Origin of the sequence: Pseudomonas sp. RIT-562 (assembly GCF_026241895.1) — a bacterium.
Taxonomy (GTDB): Bacteria; Pseudomonadota; Gammaproteobacteria; order Pseudomonadales; family Pseudomonadaceae; genus Aquipseudomonas; species Aquipseudomonas mandelii_F.
Window position 1 is genome coordinate 72363 of sequence record NZ_JAPJIV010000001.1, and the last position, 18057, is coordinate 90419.

Annotated in this window: 15 protein-coding genes; 11 read left to right on the plus strand and 4 right to left on the minus strand. The window is 60.3% G+C overall.

Annotation, left to right across the window (positions count from 1 at the left end; genetic code table 11):
• The first annotated feature begins 132 nt into the window (after positions 1-132).
• From ORL50_RS00335 to ORL50_RS00380, 10 genes are all read left to right on the plus strand, one after another.
• Positions 133-594: an Lrp/AsnC family transcriptional regulator gene (locus ORL50_RS00335; RefSeq protein ID WP_266009041.1), complete on the plus strand. Its 462-nt coding sequence runs from the start codon at positions 133-135 to the stop codon at positions 592-594.
• 259 nt (positions 595-853) lie between these two features.
• Positions 854-2551 (plus strand): flavin monoamine oxidase family protein, encoded by a 1698-nt coding sequence (locus tag ORL50_RS00340; protein WP_266009043.1) that lies wholly within the window; start codon positions 854-856, stop codon positions 2549-2551.
• Between the two features lie 11 nt (positions 2552-2562).
• Entirely contained in the window at positions 2563-3357 is a 795-nt protein-coding gene (locus ORL50_RS00345; RefSeq protein ID WP_266009045.1) for a carbon-nitrogen hydrolase family protein, read from the plus strand.
• A gap of 48 nt (positions 3358-3405) precedes the next feature.
• On the plus strand, positions 3406-5826 hold the full coding sequence (gene pqqF, locus ORL50_RS00350; protein WP_266009047.1) for a pyrroloquinoline quinone biosynthesis protein PqqF: 2421 nt from the start codon (positions 3406-3408) through the stop codon (positions 5824-5826).
• A gap of 156 nt (positions 5827-5982) precedes the next feature.
• Complete coding sequence (gene pqqA, locus ORL50_RS00355) at positions 5983-6057, plus strand: pyrroloquinoline quinone precursor peptide PqqA (protein ID WP_009045898.1); 75 nt, start codon at positions 5983-5985, stop codon at positions 6055-6057.
• A 72-nt stretch (positions 6058-6129) separates the two neighbouring features.
• On the plus strand, positions 6130-7041 hold the full coding sequence (gene pqqB, locus ORL50_RS00360; RefSeq protein ID WP_266009049.1) for a pyrroloquinoline quinone biosynthesis protein PqqB: 912 nt from the start codon (positions 6130-6132) through the stop codon (positions 7039-7041).
• 216 nt (positions 7042-7257) lie between these two features.
• Entirely contained in the window at positions 7258-8010 is a 753-nt protein-coding gene (gene pqqC, locus ORL50_RS00365) for a pyrroloquinoline-quinone synthase PqqC (protein WP_266009051.1), read from the plus strand.
• The gene (gene pqqD / locus ORL50_RS00370; protein WP_266009053.1) at positions 8007-8282 is read left to right on the plus strand and encodes a pyrroloquinoline quinone biosynthesis peptide chaperone PqqD; all 276 of its coding nucleotides are present in this window, start codon (positions 8007-8009) and stop codon (positions 8280-8282) included. The genes pqqC and pqqD overlap by 4 nt, the downstream gene beginning before the upstream one ends.
• Before the next feature lie 4 nt (positions 8283-8286).
• Positions 8287-9429 (plus strand): pyrroloquinoline quinone biosynthesis protein PqqE, encoded by a 1143-nt coding sequence (gene pqqE, locus ORL50_RS00375; RefSeq protein WP_266009683.1) that lies wholly within the window; start codon positions 8287-8289, stop codon positions 9427-9429.
• Positions 9395-11218 carry a S9 family peptidase gene (locus ORL50_RS00380; protein WP_266009055.1) on the plus strand — a complete coding sequence of 608 codons (1824 nt, stop codon included), beginning with the start codon at positions 9395-9397 and terminating at the stop codon, positions 11216-11218. The genes pqqE and ORL50_RS00380 overlap by 35 nt, the downstream gene beginning before the upstream one ends.
• Positions 11219-11317: 99 nt before the next feature.
• Here ORL50_RS00380 and ORL50_RS00385 read toward each other — a convergent pair whose 3' ends face one another.
• Together ORL50_RS00385 and ORL50_RS00390 are read right to left on the minus strand one after the other, a co-directional pair.
• Positions 11318-11476, minus strand: a complete 159-nt coding sequence (locus ORL50_RS00385; RefSeq protein WP_003228885.1) for a YqaE/Pmp3 family membrane protein — start codon at positions 11474-11476, stop codon at positions 11318-11320.
• 195 nt (positions 11477-11671) lie between these two features.
• A complete protein-coding gene (locus ORL50_RS00390; RefSeq protein WP_266009073.1) occupies positions 11672-12922 on the minus strand; it encodes an aspartate aminotransferase family protein in 1251 nt (416 codons plus the stop codon).
• Between the two features lie 169 nt (positions 12923-13091).
• Between ORL50_RS00390 and ORL50_RS00395 the strand changes: the two genes are divergently transcribed.
• A complete protein-coding gene (locus tag ORL50_RS00395; RefSeq protein WP_266009075.1) occupies positions 13092-13988 on the plus strand; it encodes a LysR family transcriptional regulator in 897 nt (298 codons plus the stop codon).
• Positions 13989-14226: 238 nt separating this feature from the next.
• Here ORL50_RS00395 and ORL50_RS00400 read toward each other — a convergent pair whose 3' ends face one another.
• Positions 14227-16005 (minus strand): acyl-CoA dehydrogenase C-terminal domain-containing protein, encoded by a 1779-nt coding sequence (locus ORL50_RS00400; protein ID WP_266009077.1) that lies wholly within the window; start codon positions 16003-16005, stop codon positions 14227-14229.
• Between the two features lie 192 nt (positions 16006-16197).
• Positions 16198-17994, minus strand: coding sequence for an acyl-CoA dehydrogenase C-terminal domain-containing protein (locus ORL50_RS00405; protein ID WP_266009079.1), 1797 nt, complete (start codon positions 17992-17994; stop codon positions 16198-16200).
• Between the last annotated feature and the right edge of the window lie 63 nt (positions 17995-18057).

The following is an 18057-nucleotide window of genomic DNA, read 5'->3' on the forward strand; positions in this document are numbered from 1 at the left end:
GCAAATTGTCGCAGGTAGAAATGTCCTGAACGGTCTTCAGCAGATCCACCACTGAGCCTAGATCAAACATCCGCGAAGCGGGTCGGGCCTGTAACATGCAGCACCAATGATTCATGCCGCTGGAGACGCCCCTTGCCTGACATTCGCCCACCTGTCCTTGATGAAATTGACCGCCAATTGATCGCCGCCCTGCAGATCAATGCCCGCGAAAGCGTGGCCATGCTCGCCAGGCAACTGGGCATCGCCCGCACCACGGTGACATCCCGGCTAGCACGGCTGGAAAGGGCGAAGGTCATCACCGGTTATGGCGTGCGTCTGGGGCAGCGGGTGGTCGATGGTGGGCTGCAGGCGTATGTGGGGATTACCGTGCAACCGCGTTCGGGAAAGGAAGTGCTGCGTCGGCTCAGTGCCATGGCGCAAGTCCAGCAACTGTGTGCGGTCAGTGGCGAATTTGACTACGTGGCGTGGTTGCGCACGGATTCACCGGAGCAGCTGGACCAGTTGCTGGATCAGATCGGCAGTGTGGATGGGGTGGAAAAAACTACAACTTCGATCATTTTGAGCAGCAAGATTGATCGGGGGCAGCCAGTTTAAACGCGGTCTCTTGTGGGAGCGGGCTTGCTCGCGAAGGCGATAGCTCATTGGATACTGCAGTGACAGACACACCGCCTTCGCGAGCAAGCCCGCTCCCACAGTGGACAGTGTGCGTAGAAAGGTCGTCATACTGACGTATAAATCAGCAGAACGACGACACATTGCGTCTTATTAACGTATTCAACGCTCTCTAGAATGGCTGACATCTTTTCCTATACTCAGATGCGCATTCCGCGTCGGGTCGCCAGCAAGGTCAGCCATGAACAAGAACAATCGCCATCCTGCAGACGGTAAGAAACCAGTCACCATTTTCGGCCCGGACTTCCCGTTTGCCTTTGACGACTGGATCGAACACCCGGCAGGCCTGGGCAGTATTCCTGAACACAATCATGGCGCCGAAGTAGCGATCGTGGGGGCGGGCATCGCCGGCCTGGTGGCGGCCTACGAGCTGATGAAGCTGGGCCTCAAACCTGTCGTCTACGAAGCCTCGAAAATGGGCGGACGCTTGCGGTCCCAGGCTTTCAACGGCGCTGACGGCATAGTCGCCGAGCTGGGCGGCATGCGCTTCCCGGTGTCGTCCACAGCGTTCTATCACTACGTCGACAAGCTCGGCCTGCAGACCAAACCGTTCCCGAACCCGCTGACCCCGGCGTCTGGCAGCACGGTGATCGATCTGGAAGGCAAAACCCACTACGCACAGAAACTCGCCGACCTTCCTGCGCTGTTCCAGGAAGTAGCGGACGCCTGGGCAGATGCCCTGGAAGCCGGCTCGCAATTCTCCGATATCCAGCAAGCCATCCGCGACCGCGACGTGCCGCGCCTGAAGGAGTTGTGGAACACGCTGGTGCCGCTTTGGGATGACCGCACCTTTTACGACTTTGTTGCCACTTCCAAGGCCTTCGCCAAGCTGTCGTTCCATCACCGTGAAGTGTTCGGCCAGGTCGGTTTTGGTACTGGCGGCTGGGACTCGGACTTCCCCAACTCGATGTTGGAAATCTTCCGGGTGGTGATGACCAACTGCGACGACCACCAGCACCTAGTGGTTGGCGGCGTGGAACAGGTGCCGCTCGGCATCTGGCGCCATGTACCGGAACGTTGTGTGCACTGGCCGCAAGGCACCAGCCTGAGCTCCCTGCACAGCGGCGCACCGCGTTCGGGGGTGAAAAAGATCGCTCATGCACCAAACGGGCGTTTCACCGTCACCGACAATTACGGCGACTCCCGCGAATACGCAGCGGTGCTGACCACCTGCCAGAGCTGGCTGCTGACCACGCAGATCGAATGCGACGAAAGCCTGTTCTCGCAGAAAATGTGGATGGCCCTGGACCGCACCCGCTACATGCAGTCTTCGAAAACCTTTGTGATGGTCGACCGACCGTTCTGGAAGGACAAGGACCCTGAGACTGGCCGAGACCTGATGAGCATGACGCTCACCGATCGCCTGACCCGCGGCACCTACCTGTTCGACAACGGCCAATATGAGAATGGCGTCGACAAGCCCGGAGTGATTTGCCTGTCGTACTCGTGGATGAGCGATGCCCTGAAGATGCTCCCGCACCCGGTGGAAAAACGCGTGAAGCTGGCGCTGGATTCCTTGAAGAAGATCTACCCGAAAGTCGATATTGCCGCGCGCATCATCGGCGACCCGATCACCGTGTCCTGGGAAGCCGACCCGCACTTTCTCGGCGCATTCAAGGGCGCCCTGCCCGGCCACTACCGCTATAACCAGCGCATGTATGCCCACTTCATGCAGGACGACATGCCGGCCGAGCAGCGCGGGATTTTCATCGCTGGCGATGACGTGTCGTGGACGCCGGCGTGGGTCGAAGGCGCCGTGCAGACCTCGCTCAATGCGGTATGGGGCATCATGAAACACTTCGGCGGTGAAACTCACGCCGAGAACCCGGGTCCAGGAGATGTGTTCAACGAGATCGGTCCGATCGCCCTGCCCGAGTAAAAGGAGTTCAAATGCGCGTAGCCCTTTACCAATGTCCGCCGCTGCCACTGGATGTCGCCGGTAACCTGCACCGTCTGCATCAACTGGCCCTGGAGGCCAAGGGTGCAGATTTGCTAGTAGTGCCGGAGATGTTCCTGACTGGCTACAACATTGGCCTCGATGCGGTCAGCGTGCTCGCCGAAGTGCACAACGGTGAGTCGGCGCAACAAATCGCGCGCATCGCCAAATCAGCCGGGATTGCCATCTTGTATGGCTACCCCGAGCGCACCGAGGACGGGCAGATCTACAACTCGGTGCAGTTGATCGACGCCCACGGCGAACGCTTGTGCAACTACCGCAAGACGCACCTGTTCGGCGACCTTGACCACTCGATGTTCAATGCCGGCGCAAATGACTTTCCGCTGGTCGAACTCAACGGCTGGAAGCTCGGTTTCCTGATCTGCTACGACCTGGAGTTTCCGGAAAACGCTCGACGCCTGGCCCTGGCCGGTGCCGAGTTGATCCTGGTACCGACGGCGAACATGATCCCCTACGATTTCATCGCCGACGTCACCGTTCGCTCCCGGGCCTACGAAAACCAGTGCTACGTGGCCTATGCCAATTACTGCGGGCATGAAGGCGAGATCCATTACTGCGGCCAGAGCAGCATTGCCGCGCCGGATGGCAGCCGAGTCGCCCAGGCCGGCCTTGATGAAGCCTTGATCGTGGGCGAGCTGGATCGCCAGTTGATGCTCGAGTCCCGGGCCGCCAACCGTTACCTGATCGATCGCCGTCCAGAGCTTTATGGCGACCTGAACAAGCGCTGAGCCACCGTTATCCGCTAGCATTAGCGCTTCTCTGTACTGGAAGTGCTCATGCCTGCGTTGAATCCCTCCCGCTCCCATACTGAAATCCTGGCCAACGGCCTGCGGGTGACGCTGCGCCATGCGCCGCATCTGAAGCGCTGCGCTGCGGTGCTGCGGGTGAATGCGGGCAGTCACGACGTGCCGCTGGCCTGGCCGGGCCTGGCGCACTTTCTCGAACACCTGCTGTTCCTCGGCACCGAGCGCTTTCCCACAACCCAGGGATTGATGGCCTACGTGCAAGGGCATGGTGGACAGGTCAATGCGCGCACCAACGAGCGCACCACCGACTTTTTCATCGAACTGGCGCCGCCGGTGTTCAGCGGTGGGCTGGAGCGTCTGTCAGACATGCTCGCTCATCCGCGTATGAATCTGGACGATCAGTTGCGCGAACGGGAAGTGCTGCACGCCGAATTTGTCGCCTGGTCCCAAGACGCTACTGCACAACGGCAACTTGCACTGCTCGAAGGCCTGTCGAGCACTCACCCGCTTCGGGGATTTCATGCAGGCAATCGCGACAGTCTGGCAGTAGAACAGCCGGAGTTTCAGCAAGCGCTGCAGGGCTTTCATCGGCAGTTTTATCACACCGGGCAGATGACATTGAGCCTGGCCGGGCCGCAGAGTCTTGAGGACTTGAGGGCGCTGGCCGAAGCATTTGCGCAACCTGTTGCCAGAGGTGAAAAAGCGCTGCAGACAGCGCCAGCACCCCTGATGCAATCGCCAAGCAACAGTTATCAACAGGCCGGCGAGGGTCAGCTGAATCTGCTGTTCGCACTGCAAGCCCTGCCTGAGTCATCTTCCGAAGCCCTGGCGTTTTTGTGTCACTGGTTGAATTGCGCCAAACCCGGTGGACTCCTTGCACAGTTGCGCAATCGCGGGCTGGCCGACCAATTGACCGCCAGGCCGTTGTATCAATTTGCCGGGCAAGCGTTGCTGCAACTCGAGTTCACTACCGCTCAAGCGGAACAGGTGCTGCGCGAGCAACTGCTGGATTGGCTGGGCTTTTTCGCCGCCATGCAGCATCAGCCACAATGGCGCGAAGAGTACAGCGCGGTGCAGCAACGCCAGCAGCGGATCAGCGGCGCCTTGCGCCTGGCACAACTGGACAGTGAACAGATCGAGAGCAGTGATCGGCACGCTCTCGCACTTGAGGCGATCCTCGGTCAACTCGGCGCTGTGGATAACTTCAGCGGTCCATGGCAACTACCGCCCCCCAACCCGTTCCTGCTAACAGCTGCGGCAGCGCCCAGTGCCGGCTTGATTCGCGGCCAGACCAGCAAGCACCGAGGCCTGCGTACCTTCGCCCAGGATCGCCTGCGCAGCCGCCGTGAACAATCACCGATGCAGTTCAGTCAGGCGTTGCCGGATAACACGGATGAAGGCTCGATCCATCTGCGCTGGCAACTGGCGGCCAGGCCCGCGCGCGATCTGCAAGCGAACCTGGAGCAGCGCCTGCTGACCTTGCGCGAAGACGCTCGTCAGGCGGGAGTCGACTTCGCCTTCAGTGCATCCGGTAATCAATGGTTGCTGAAAATGACCGGCCTGCAGGAGCCGATGCCGACCGTCCTCGAACACGCGCTGAAAGAACTCACAAGCACCGATACCGATTTCCCACAGCAAGCGCCAGAGCGCCTACCGCTGATGCCTGTTCGACAGCTGCTGGAAGCGTTGCCCGAGCAATGTCTTGCGCACTTCGAGGAATCGGCTGACCTGTCGCAGCTCTGGTCGGGAGCGCGCTGGGACGGCCTGGCTACCGGTCTTTCCTCCCAGACGCAGGCGGCACTGGGCCTGGCTTTGAGTCGAGTGCCCGGCGTGACGGCCACTCAACTGCCAGCACCTGCTTCAATCAACGGCGACCACCTGTGGACAACTATCGACACGGCGTCCAATGAACACGCGCTGCTGCTGTTCTGTCCTGTCCCTGGCCGGGAGATCGCCGATGAGGCGACCTGGCGCCTGCTCGCGCATATTTGCCAGACGCCGTTCTATCAGCGGCTGCGAGTAGAGCTGCAACTGGGTTATGCGGTGTTCAGTGCGCTGCGGCAGGTGCACGGGCAGACAGGAATTGTGTTCGCCGTGCAATCGCCAACAGTTGCCCCTGCAGAAATACTCAAACACATCGAATCTTTCCTGAGCAATTTGCCCGCACTGGTTGAAAACCTCGGCGAAGCTAAATTCTTCGCGCAACGGCAGGCGCTCGCGGACCAGTTCGATATCAGTGCACTGGCGCAGTCCCAGGCCAGCGACATGCTGTGGCAGGGAAAACTGGCCGGCCACTCGTCGGATTATCTGCAGCTGTTGCACCGGGCTATTCTTGCGACAGATTCTCAAGCCTTGCTCGATGCAGCCCGGCGCCTGAATCAGGCCGATGGCGGGTGGCGCTGCTTGGCCAGCGCTGTGGCTCCCGGTTTGCCTTGGCAAGTGGCAAAATGATCATTACCGACGCTGCAAAGAGCTTTCTCAAAGTTTCACGGGCAAGAGTTCTGTAATTTTGAGTAACATAGCCACCTAACTATCTGAACATCTCCGGCTGGAGGTGGACTATATGTATAGATCTCAACTGTCCCAACCACCTGAAGGAGCACTCCCATGTCCTGGTCCAAACCTGCTTACACCGACCTGCGTATCGGTTTCGAAGTCACTATGTACTTCGCCAGCCGCTAAGATTTTCTCGCGGTTCAGCGCCTCGGTTCACCGAGGCGTTTTTATTTTCGGATTTGAAATTTAGGAGCGGCCATGTTTGTCCAGATTCTAGGTTCCGCCGCCGGCGGTGGTTTCCCCCAGTGGAACTGCAACTGCGCGAACTGCGCAGGCTTTCGCGACGGCAGCCTGAGGGCAACCGCGCGCACCCAATCGTCCATCGCAATTTCCGATGACGGCATCAACTGGGTCCTGTGCAATGCCTCGCCGGACATCCGCGCCCAGCTCCAGAGCTTCGCCCCGATGCAGCCGGGCCGCGCGCTGCGCGATACGGGCATCAGCGCGATCATCCTGATGGACAGCCAGATCGACCACACCACCGGCCTGCTTAGCCTGCGCGAGGGTTGCCCGCATCAGGTGTGGTGCACGGACATGGTCCATGAAGACCTGAGCACCGGCTTTCCGCTGTTTACCATGCTGACCCACTGGAACGGCGGATTGAGCTGGAACCGCATCGAGCTCGACCACAGCTTCAGCATCCCTTCCAGCCCGAACCTGCGCTTTACCCCACTGCCGTTGCGCAGTGCTGCACCGCCTTATTCGCCACACCGCTTCGACCCGCATCCGGGTGACAATATCGGCCTGATCGTCGAAGACCTGAACACTGGCGGCAAGCTGTTCTACGCGCCTGGCCTGGGCAAGGTCGATGCGCCGTTGCTGGAGATCATGGCTGCCAGTGATTGTGTGTTGGTGGATGGGACGATGTGGGATGACGACGAGATGCAGCGCCGTGGCGTCGGCACGCGCACCGGTCGGGAAATGGGCCATCTGGCGCAAAATGGCCCTGGCGGCATGCTCGAAGTGCTGGAGCAGTTGCCCGATCAACGCAAGGTGCTTATCCACATCAACAACACCAATCCGATTCTTGATGAGGATTCGCTGGAGCGCGCAGAGCTGGTTCGGCGCGGGGTTGAAGTCGCTTATGACGGCATGAGTATTGTGCTGTAGCTGATGACCCCATCGCGGGCAAGCCTTGCTCCCACAGTGGAAGAACAAGGCTTGCCTCTGACAGTGTCACCAAAACTGTGGGAGCAAGGCTTGTCTCTCACAGGGTCACAAACTGTGGGAGAAAGGCTTGCCCCTGACTGTGTCACCAAAACTGTGGGAGCAAGGCTTGCCCGCGATGAGGCCAGACCAGTCACTACCGAACTGCAGAGAACCAAAATGACTGACATTCCGATGTCCCCCACCGAATTCGAAGCCACCCTGCGCGCCAAAGGTGCGTACTACCACATCTACCACCCCTACCACGTGGCAATGTACGAAGGCCGCGCCAGCCGCGAGCAGATCCAGGGCTGGGTCGCCAACCGCTTCTACTACCAGGTGAACATCCCCCTGAAAGATGCGGCGATCCTCGCCAACTGCCCGGATCGCGAGATCCGCCGCGAGTGGATTCAACGCTTGCTCGACCACGACGGCGCTCCCGGCGAAGACGGCGGGATCGAAGCCTGGCTGCGCCTGGGTCAGGCAGTGGGCCTCGACCCGGATCAGCTGCGCTCCCAGGAACTGGTGCTGCCTGGCGTGCGCTTTGCCGTGGACGCTTACGTCAATTTCGCCCGCCGAGCCAGTTGGCAGGAAGCCGCCAGCAGCTCATTGACTGAACTGTTCGCGCCGCAGATCCACCAGTCACGCCTCGATAGCTGGCCGCAGCATTACCCGTGGATCGACCCTGCCGGCTACGAATATTTCCGCACCCGCCTGGGCCAGGCACGCCGCGATGTCGAGCACGGGCTGGCCATTACCCTGCAGCACTACACGACGCGGGAAGGCCAGGAGCGCATGCTGGAAATTCTCCAGTTCAAACTGGACATTCTTTGGAGCATGCTCGATGCCATGAGCATGGCCTACGAACTGAACCGCCCGCCGTATCACAGCGTGACCGCACAACGGGTCTGGCATAAAGGAATCATCTTATGAGTTTTGATCGCAGCAAGACCCCCACCTGGCGTCCGGGCTACCGTTTCCAGTACGAACCGGCGCAGAAAGGCCACGTGCTGCTTTACCCCGAAGGCATGATCAAACTCAACGACAGCGCTGCGCTGATCGGCGGCCTGATCGACGGCGAGCGCAACGTGGCGACGATTATCGCCGAACTGGATGCAAAGTTTCCCGGCGTGCCCGAGCTCAGTGACGACATTGAGCAATTCATGGAGGTTGCCCGTGCTCAGCACTGGATCGAACTTGCCTGACAACGTGTCAGGCGAGTTACCGCCCAAGCCAGAAATCGGCCTGCCACTCTGGCTCCTGGCCGAGCTGACCTATCGCTGCCCGCTGCAATGCCCTTACTGCTCCAATCCCCTGGATTTCGCCGAGCAAGGCAAAGAGTTGAGCACCGAACAGTGGATCAAGGTATTTCGCGAGGCCCGGGAAATGGGCGCCGCGCAGTTGGGCTTTTCCGGTGGTGAACCCCTGGTGCGCCAGGACCTCGCCGAGCTGATTGCCGAAGCACGGAAACTGGGGTTCTATACCAACCTGATCACCTCTGGCATCGGCCTTACCGAACAGAAAATCAGCGACTTCAAGAAAGCCGGGCTGGATCACATCCAGATCAGTTTCCAGGCCAGCGACGAGCAGGTGAACAACTTGCTCGCCGGCTCGAAAAAGGCCTTCGCGCAGAAGCTGGAAATGGCTCGGGCCGTGAAAGCCCACGGCTACCCGATGGTGCTTAACTTCGTGACCCATCGGCACAACATCGACAAGATCGACCGCATCATCGAGCTGTGCATCGCCCTCGAGGCAGATTTCGTCGAACTCGCGACCTGCCAATTCTATGGCTGGGCGCAGCTCAATCGGGTCGGACTGTTGCCGACCAAGGAACAACTGGTACGCGCCGAGCGTATTACCAACGAATACCGCGCGAAACTGGAAGCCGAAGGGCACCCCTGCAAGCTGATCTTCGTCACACCGGACTACTACGAAGAACGCCCGAAAGCCTGCATGACCGGCTGGGGCAGTATCTTCCTCACGGTCACTCCGGACGGCACCGCCCTGCCTTGTCATGGCGCGAGACAAATGCCGGTACAGTTTCCCAACGTGCGCGATCACAGCATGCAGCACATCTGGTATGACTCGTTCGGCTTCAACCGATTCCGCGGTTACGACTGGATGCCCGAGCCATGCCGCTCGTGCGATGAAAAAGAAAAGGACTTTGGCGGCTGCCGCTGCCAGGCCTTCATGCTCACCGGGGATGCGGCCAACGCCGACCCGGTTTGCAGCAAGTCGCAACATCACGGCGTGATTCTCCAGGCCCGCGAAGAAGCCGAGCACGCGACCCAGACCATTGAACAACTGGCCTTTCGCAATGAACGAAACTCACGCCTCATCGCCAAAAGCTGAGCCATTCAGCGCCGCCAAAGCCGTCGCCGCCGGGGTCGATTTTGCAGAGCTGCAGCTCGGTCTCCAGGGTTTGTTCTGGAACGAATACCGCCCTGAAGACGGCGCATGCCGCATCTGGCATTGGCGCGACGGCCAGGCACGCTGCCTGACCCCTTCCGGGTTCAGCGTGCGCAGCCGAGTCTACGAATATGGTGGCGGCGCGTTCTGCCTGACGGGTGACGGAATCGTTTTTGTCAACGAGGTCGATCAGCAGATGTATCGACAGGCACTCGCCGGTGAGCCCGTGGCGCTGACTTCTGGGGAATGCCGTTACGGTGACCTGCAATTCGCCGATGGTCAGGTTCTGGCCGTTGAGGAAAACCATGACCAGCATCGCCTGGTGGCCATCGATGTGGCCGACGGCACCCGTCACCTGCTGGCCGAAGGTGCCGACTTCTACGCCGCACCGACCCTGAGCAAGGACTCCCGACGCCTGGCGTGGATCGAATGGAGCCGCCCGCATCAACCCTGGACTGCGACCCGACTGATGGTCGCCGAACGCGGCAGCGGCGGCGCTTTCGCCAGCCCGCGCTGCGTGGCCGGCGACGGCAACCAGGAATCCATTCAGCAGCCTCGCTTCGATTCCAGTGGACGCTTGTTGTGCCTCACCGACCGCGCCGGTTACTGGCAGCCTTGGGCCGAGTCCGATAATGGACTGCGCGCTCTGCCGTCAGCAGCAGCCGACCATGGTCCCGCGCCATGGCAACTCGGTGGTTGTACCTGGCTGCCTCTGGGTGGCAACAGCTACCTGGCTAGCTGGACCGAAGAAGGCTTTGGCAAATTGCGCCTGACCGGCCAGCTGGATGAAGATTTCACCGGCGACTACAGCCGCTTCCGTCATCTCGCTCTCGATGAACAATTCATCTACTGCATCGCCGCCTCGCCAATCAGCCCCTCGGCCGTCATTGCCATCGATCGCGGCAGTCGCGAAGTCGAGGTGCTGGCGGGAGGCGTCGCGCCGCTACCTGCCGAACAGATCAGCGTTGCGCAAACTTTGCGATACCCCAGCGGCTCGGGTGAAGCTCATGGCTTCTTCTATCCCGCGATGACCAGGGAAGCAAAACCGCCGCTGGTGGTTTTCATCCACGGCGGCCCGACCTCTGCCTGTTATCCGATGCTCGATCCGCGAATCCAGTATTGGACGCAACGCGGCTTTGCCGTGGCCGATCTGAATTACCGTGGCAGCAGTGGTTATGGCCGGGCGTATCGCCAGGCGCTGCATCTGAGCTGGGGTGAAGTGGATGTCGAAGACGCCTGTGCCGTGGTTGCCCATCTGGCAGGCAGCGGTCTGATTGACGGTGACCAGGCGTTCATCCGCGGCGGCAGCGCCGGCGGCTACACCACCCTATGCGCGCTGGCTTTCCACCAGGTGTTCCGTGCCGGTGCCAGCCTCTACGGCGTCAGCGACCCCGTGGCGCTTGCTCGCGCGACTCACAAGTTCGAAGGTGACTACCTGGATTGGCTGATCGGCGATCCCCTGCAGGATGCCGAACGATATGCCGCACGAACCCCGTTGCTGCATGCGAGCAACATCCGTGTACCGATGATTTTCTTCCAGGGCGAACTGGATGCCGTGGTGGTGCCGCAGCAAACCCGTGACATGGTCAAGGCGTTGCAGGACAACGGCATTACGGTTGAAGCGCATTACTACCCGGACGAACGCCATGGTTTTCGCAAGGCGAGTAACCAGGCGCATGCGCTGGAACAGGAATGGCTGTTTTACCGGCGGGTCATGGAGCTGGATAACTAAAAACGCAGCAGCTGCATCGCCAGCAGGCTAGCTCCTACAGGGAGCGAGCCTGCTCCGGGCGGCGTTCCGACGATAGCGGTCTACCTGGCGCAACAAATTTCAACGCTTGGCGATGATATAAACCGCATGCACGATCCCCGGGATGTACCCGCACAACGTCAGCAGAATGTTCAGCCAGAACGCCCCGCCGAAACCAACCTGCAGGAACACACCCAGTGGCGGCAACAGAATGGCGATGATGATTCGAATGAAATCCATGGGTCAGCTCCTGATTGAAGTAGGCTCCTGTGAGCCACACACCTAATCGACCCGCGCCGTTCGTCAGGGTTCACTGATTACACCCCCTACCGCAATCATACGGGCGAAAAAAAACGCCCCACGCCAAAAGAGTCAGGCCTGGGGCGATGCGTTATACCGCGAGACGGTTCTGAAAATCCTGTGAGGCGAGTCTGCTCAGACGGCGATCCCTTTGCGGCACTGCAATTGCGCGGTGCGCACTCGAGCGAAGGCGCGGGCCAGGCGCAGGAGCATTTCGTCGACATTGGATTTGCTCACCGTGAGTGCCGGGGTAAAGCGCAGGCAAGCGGCTTGCGGGGCCTCGATCAGCAGTCCTTCGTACAGCGCGGCCTTGACCACGGCCTCGGCGCAATCATCCGACAGGTCCAGCCCCCAGAGCAGCCCTTGACCGCGTAGTTCGCCATGGCCGTAGCGATGAGCCAGGCGCGCCAGGCCTTCGCGCAGGTGTTGGCCGACGGTGTCGACATGTTCGAGAAACCCCCTGTCTTGCAGCGCATCCAGTACCGCCAGGCCCGCCGCCGTCATCAAGGCATTACCATGGTGGGTCCCCGAGAGCTCACCAAGGTCGAAAACGCAGGCCCTGCCCCGGGCGAGTAACGCTGCCAGCGGCACACCACCGCCCAAACCGTCGCCGAGCACGACGATATCGGCTCGTACCCCGTAGGACTGTTCCGCGAGTATCTGCCCGCATCGGCCGATACCGGTCTGCAATTCATTGAGGATCAGCAGGATGCCAAGTTCGCGGCACAGCCGTTCGACACCCTTGAGGTAATGCCCAGCGGCCGGAATGACGCCGGCCTGGCTCTGAATCGGCTCAAGCATGATCGCCACTGTGCGAGCATCGACCGCCGCATGCAGGGCCGCAAGGTCGTTGAAAGGAACGTGGCTGAACGTCGAACCGTCCGACGCCGAAATCGTGGCGAGACTACGACCATCGCACGCGTTGCTGGCAACGATGATCCGCGAGGCGCCGGCGCGATGTCGCTGGCCCCATTTACGCGCCAGCTTGATTGCCGCTTCGCAGGCCTCACTGCCGGAGTTGAGCAAGTACGCCTGGTCACTGCCGGTGAGGTGGCACAGCCGCTCGGCGAGGCTGAGCATGCCGCGATTGTGCAAGGCAAAACCTGGGTTGATCAGCGTCCGCGCCTGCTCGGCAATGGCATCTACCAATACCGAAGGGCTATGCCCAAGGCTGTTGGCACCACTTCCCTGGGAGAAATCCAGATAGGCACGGTCGGCACTGTCCCACAGCCAGGAACCCTGACCGCGTACGAACACTTGCAGGGGGCGCTCGACGCTGGGCATGAGGAAGTCGCTGGACAGGTCAGCACCTTTAGAGGGTTGGAAGGCATCCAGGGCCAGATCTTCAAGGTTAGGTGGGCTTCGACGCAAACTGAACAAATTCATCAGCAATCACCTCGCTTGAGGTGTTTTGCGCTGCCTATGCAAATGCTTACGACGTAATTGGTCTTCATCGCCCACGTTAGCCCTGTAACCCTTCTGAATACAGTTAGACTAGGCGGATGCGGGGCGTGCGGCCATTTCGATTTACCAGCAATTTCGATAAGAGTTACTTATGGATTTCAAGCAACTGCGCTATTTCGTCGCGGTGTATGAAGAGGGTCACGTGGGTCGGGCCGCCGAACGCCTGTCCATTTCCCAGCCGGCGCTGTCACAGCAGATCCGCCACCTTGAGGAAAACCTCGACGTCAGCCTGTTTGAACGTACCAGCAAGCGCCTGCTGCCGACCCTGGCCGCGCACACTCTGTACAACCACGCCCTGCCTCTGCTCGACGGACTGCAGCGAGCACGGGAAGCATTGGGCAATTTCAAGGGCCAGGCATTGCGCACCCTGGCCATCGGGGTACTGCAGACCGTTCACAGCAGCCTGGTGCCGCAGATGCTCGAACGGGTGCGCAAGGCCCAACCGCACCTGGTGGTGCAAATCTACGAGCTGACGGGCCTGGAAATCGAACGACGCCTGCTTAACGGATCGCTGGATATCGGCATCAGCTACCTGCCGCCCCGTCAGCCCGGTTTGCACGGGGTGCTGCTGTACGAAGACGAACTGACCCTGGTCATCCCGGCAGATCACCCGCTACGGGAATTCAAGAAAGTCTCGATGAGCCAGGCCGCAGAATTGCCGATGTTGTTACTTGGGGAAGAGTTTCAGGTGCGGCAGATCTGGCAGACACAGCTGGCCAACTTGGGACGGCGTCCACAAGTCCAGGCGGAGCTGAACAATATGGCGGGAATTCTCGACAGCCTGCCCCACACGCGCCTGGCCACAGTACTTCCGGGGCGCTCGCAAAAGGCGCTGGGCAACGATGAACTGCTGTGGAAACCGCTGACCGAACCGCGGGTGCCGTTGAAAGTGGGGCTGGTGTGTCGCGATGTACAACGTCAACAAGCCTCGCTGGGGTTGCTGCGAACACTGCTTGAAGAAGTCATCAATGGTCCGGCGGAACGCTAGAGGCGCAGCCCGGCACTTTCTTGCGGGCAAAGAAAACCCCGCCGAAGCGGGGCTTTGCAGACTGTTTCCCTGACATCCATTTCGCTCCGCCGTCCTGGCAGAATCCTACGTGTCCGTGTTGTTGCTTTGCGCTTCCTGCGCGACGTCCATGTGAAGTAGATTAGCTCTGGATCCAATTTTCCACTAGGGCAGATCGGCAGCACGTCATGTAAGCAAATGCTTACATGACGTTACATCTTTAAAATTGTGCCGCATCCAGCAGGAACAGCGACTCGCTTCCCGCCTTTACCGAAGCGCTCAACGAATGAATTCGCGGCAGCAGACGGGCGAAGTAGAAGCGCGCAGTACCCAGTTTGCTGGCGTAGAAATCGTCCTGGGTTTCCTTGCCGAGTGCAGCTTTGGCCATCAGTGCCCACATGTAGGCGTAGGCAACATAACCAAAGGCTTGCAGGTACTCGACCGATGCAGCGCCGATTTCATTCGGGTTGTTCTTGGCGCGGTCCAGCAGCCAGGCAGTCAACTCGTCGAGTGTGGTCACGGCGTCGTTGAGCGGCTTGGTGAACTCCGCCAGGTCAGCGCTGGCCGTTGCGGTGAAGTGACGAATCTCGTCGGCAAACAGGTTGTAGAACGCCCCGCCGCTGCCGACGATCTTGCGCCCGACCAGGTCCAGCGCCTGGATGCCGTTGGTGCCTTCGTAAATCTGGGTGATGCGCACATCACGCACCAGTTGTTCCTGGCCCCACTCACGAATGTAGCCGTGGCCGCCGAACACCTGCTGGCCGTGAATGGTGGTTTCCAGGCCGAGATCGGTGAGGAACGCCTTGGCCACCGGGGTTAGCAAGGCCACCAGGTCTTCCGCGCGCTTGCGGGTGGTGGCGTCTTCGCTGAACTTGGCGGTGTCGAGTTGCATGGCCACGTAGGTGGAGAATGCCCGGCCGCCCTCGTTCGAGGCTTTCATGGTCAGCAGCATGCGCCGCACGTCCGGGTGGACGATGATCGGGTCAGCCACTTTGTCCTTGTTTTGCGCACCAGTCGGCGAGCGGCTTTGCAGGCGGTCGCGAGCGTATTCCACAGCGTTCTGGTACGAGCGCTCGCCGGTGGCCAACCCCTGGATGCCGACGCCCAGGCGTTCGTAGTTCATCATGGTGAACATCGCAGCCAAGCCCTTGTTAGGCTCGCCGACGAGATAGCCAACAGCTTCATCGAAATTCATCACACAGGTCGCGGAGGCCTGGATGCCCATCTTGTGTTCGATCGAACCGCAGTTGGCCGGGTTGCGTGCACCCAGGCTGCCGTCGGCATTGACCATGAATTTGGGCACCAGGAACAGCGAAATGCCCTTCGGCCCCGCCGGTGCGTCCGGCAGTTTGGCCAGCACCAGGTGGATGATGTTTTCGGTCAGGTCGTGTTCGCCACCAGTGATGAAGATCTTGGTGCCGCTGACCTTGTAGGAGCCGTCGGCCTGAGGCTCGGCTTTGGTGCGGATAATCCCCAGGTCCGTGCCGGCGTGCGGCTCGGTCAGGCACATTGAGCCGGCCCAGATGCCGGCGTACATGTTCGGCAGGTAGGCGGCTTTCAGCTCTTCGCTGGCGTGGGCGTTGATCGACAGGCAGGCGCCGGCGGTCAGCATCGGGTACAAACCGAACGACAGGCTGGCGGAGTTGACCATTTCTTCAACTTGCGCGGAAACGGCCTTGGGCATGCCCATGCCGCCGTAGGTCGGATCACCACCGACACCGACCCAACCGCCTTCGGCGTAAGTCTGATAAGCCTGTGGGAAACCTGCCGGCGTGGTGACAGCACCGTCCGCCCAATGGCAACCCTCTTCGTCGGCCGCACGGCTCAGTGGCGCGATGCTTTTGCTGGTGACCTTGCCGGCTTCTTCGAGGATGGCCTCTACGGTTTCCGCATCGACGGTGTCGGCCAGTGCAGGCAATTGGGCCCAGAGTTTGGCGACCTCGAACACTTCATTGAGGACGAAGCGCATATCGCGCAGGGGCGCTTTGTAGTCAGCCATGGCAAACCTCGCAGGATCTATACAGTTGATTCACAGAAAATATTTCGGTTGAATCGAGTGTACCTCAACAACTTTTACGACACATAGGGTCAGCTCATGACCGATTTGTAATTTTTAGTCATCAGCGCTGTTGGTGCATGGCTTGCCATCGCCATCGCCGGCAAGCCAGGCTCCTACGGAATCGTGCAGCTGTCAGAGCGCAAACAATTGCGCAGGCAACTGCATCAGGCAATCACTTCCCGCCTCTATCGCTGCACGATGAGCGGCTGTGCGGGGCAGCAGACGCTTGAAGTAGAACTCACTGGTTGCCAGTTTACCCCTGCAGTAATCGGCATCCCCGGCGCCCTCGTCAAGCTGTGCCTGGGCGACCAGCGCCATGCGCAGCCATAGATAACCCAGAATGATGTAACCGCTGTACATCAAGTAATCCACAGAGGCCGCGCCGACTTCGTCGGGGTTTTTCATCGCGGCGATGCCCACCTGGGTCGTCACCTCGCCCCACTGCCGGTTCAGGTCGTTGAGCTGCGCCACGTAGCTGGACAGTTGCGGATGCGCGGCATTGGCGGCGCAAAACTTGTGCACGACTTTGGTGAAGCCTCGCAGCAACTTGCCCTGGCTGCCAAGCACCTTGCGCCCCAGCAGGTCCAACGCCTGGATGCCGTTGGTGCCTTCGTAGATCGGCGCGATGCGGCAGTCACGCACCAGCTGCTCCATGCCCCATTCGCGGATAAACCCATGGCCGCCGTACACCTGCATGCCGAGGTTGGTCACTTCCAGGCCGGTATCGGTCATGAAGGCTTTGCAGATCGGTGTCAGGAACGCCAGCAAGTCCTCGGCATCCTGTCGCGCGGTTGCATCCGCACTCAAGTGCGCAACATCCAGCAACTGCGCGGTGAAGTAGGTGAGCGCGCGATTGCCTTCGTTGAAGGCTTTCATGGTCAGCAACATGCGGCGCACATCGGGGTGCACGATGATCGGATCGGCGGGTTTGTCCGGCGCCTTAGGCCCGGTCAGCGAGCGCATTTGCAGGCGATCGTTGGCGTATTTGATCGCCCCCTGGAAACTCGCCTCCCCCAGGCACAGCCCCTGCATACCGGTGCCGAGGCGCGCATGGTTCATCATGGTGAACATGCAGTTCAGGCCTTTGTTCGGCTCCCCGATCAGGTAACCCGTGGCGCCATCAAAATTCAGCACGCAAGTGGCGGAGGCCTTGATGCCCATCTTGTGCTCAATCGAGCCACAGGAAACACCGTTGCGCTCGCCCGCTTCGCCGTGGGCATCGGGCAGGAATTTAGGCACGATGAACAGCGAGATGCCTTTGGTCCCGGCTGGCGCATCCGGCAGTTTCGCCAGGACCAGGTGGATGATGTTGTCACTCAGGTCATGCTCGCCGGCCGAGATGAAAATCTTGCTGCCGGAGATCGCATAGCTGCCATCTGCAGCAGGCACGGCGCGGGTCTTGATGATGCCCAGGTCCGTGCCGCAATGGGCTTCGGTCAGGCACATGGTGCCGGTCCACTGGCCCGCAGTGAGTTTGCTCAGGTAGGTGTGTTTCTGAGCTTCAGTGCCATGGGCGTGAATCGCCGACATGGCGCCGTGGGTCAGCCCCGGGTACATGCCCCAGGAAGTGTTGCTGGAACCGACCATCTCGCTGATCACCAACCCCAGGGAACTGGGCAGGCCCTGGCCGCCGTACTCCGGATCAGCCGCCAGCCCATGCCAGCCACCTTCAACATATTGCGCGAAGGCCTGCTTGAAACCCGCCGGCGTCGTCACAACACCCTGATCGAAATGGCAGCCTTCTTCGTCGCCACTACGGTTGAGCGGTGCGAGCACGTTCTCGCAGAATTTCGCCCCCTCTTCAAGAATCGCATTGACCATGTCCGGGCTGGCGTCAGCAGCTCCCAAGGCCGCGTAGTTGCTGTGAAAGTCGAAGACGTGGTCGATCAGAAAGCGCATGTCGCGCAGGGGGGCTTTATAGTCGGGCATGGTCATTTCTCCGGCAGCAGATCACTCCAACCTACTGCCGCCGAACCCGTCGGACAATCACAG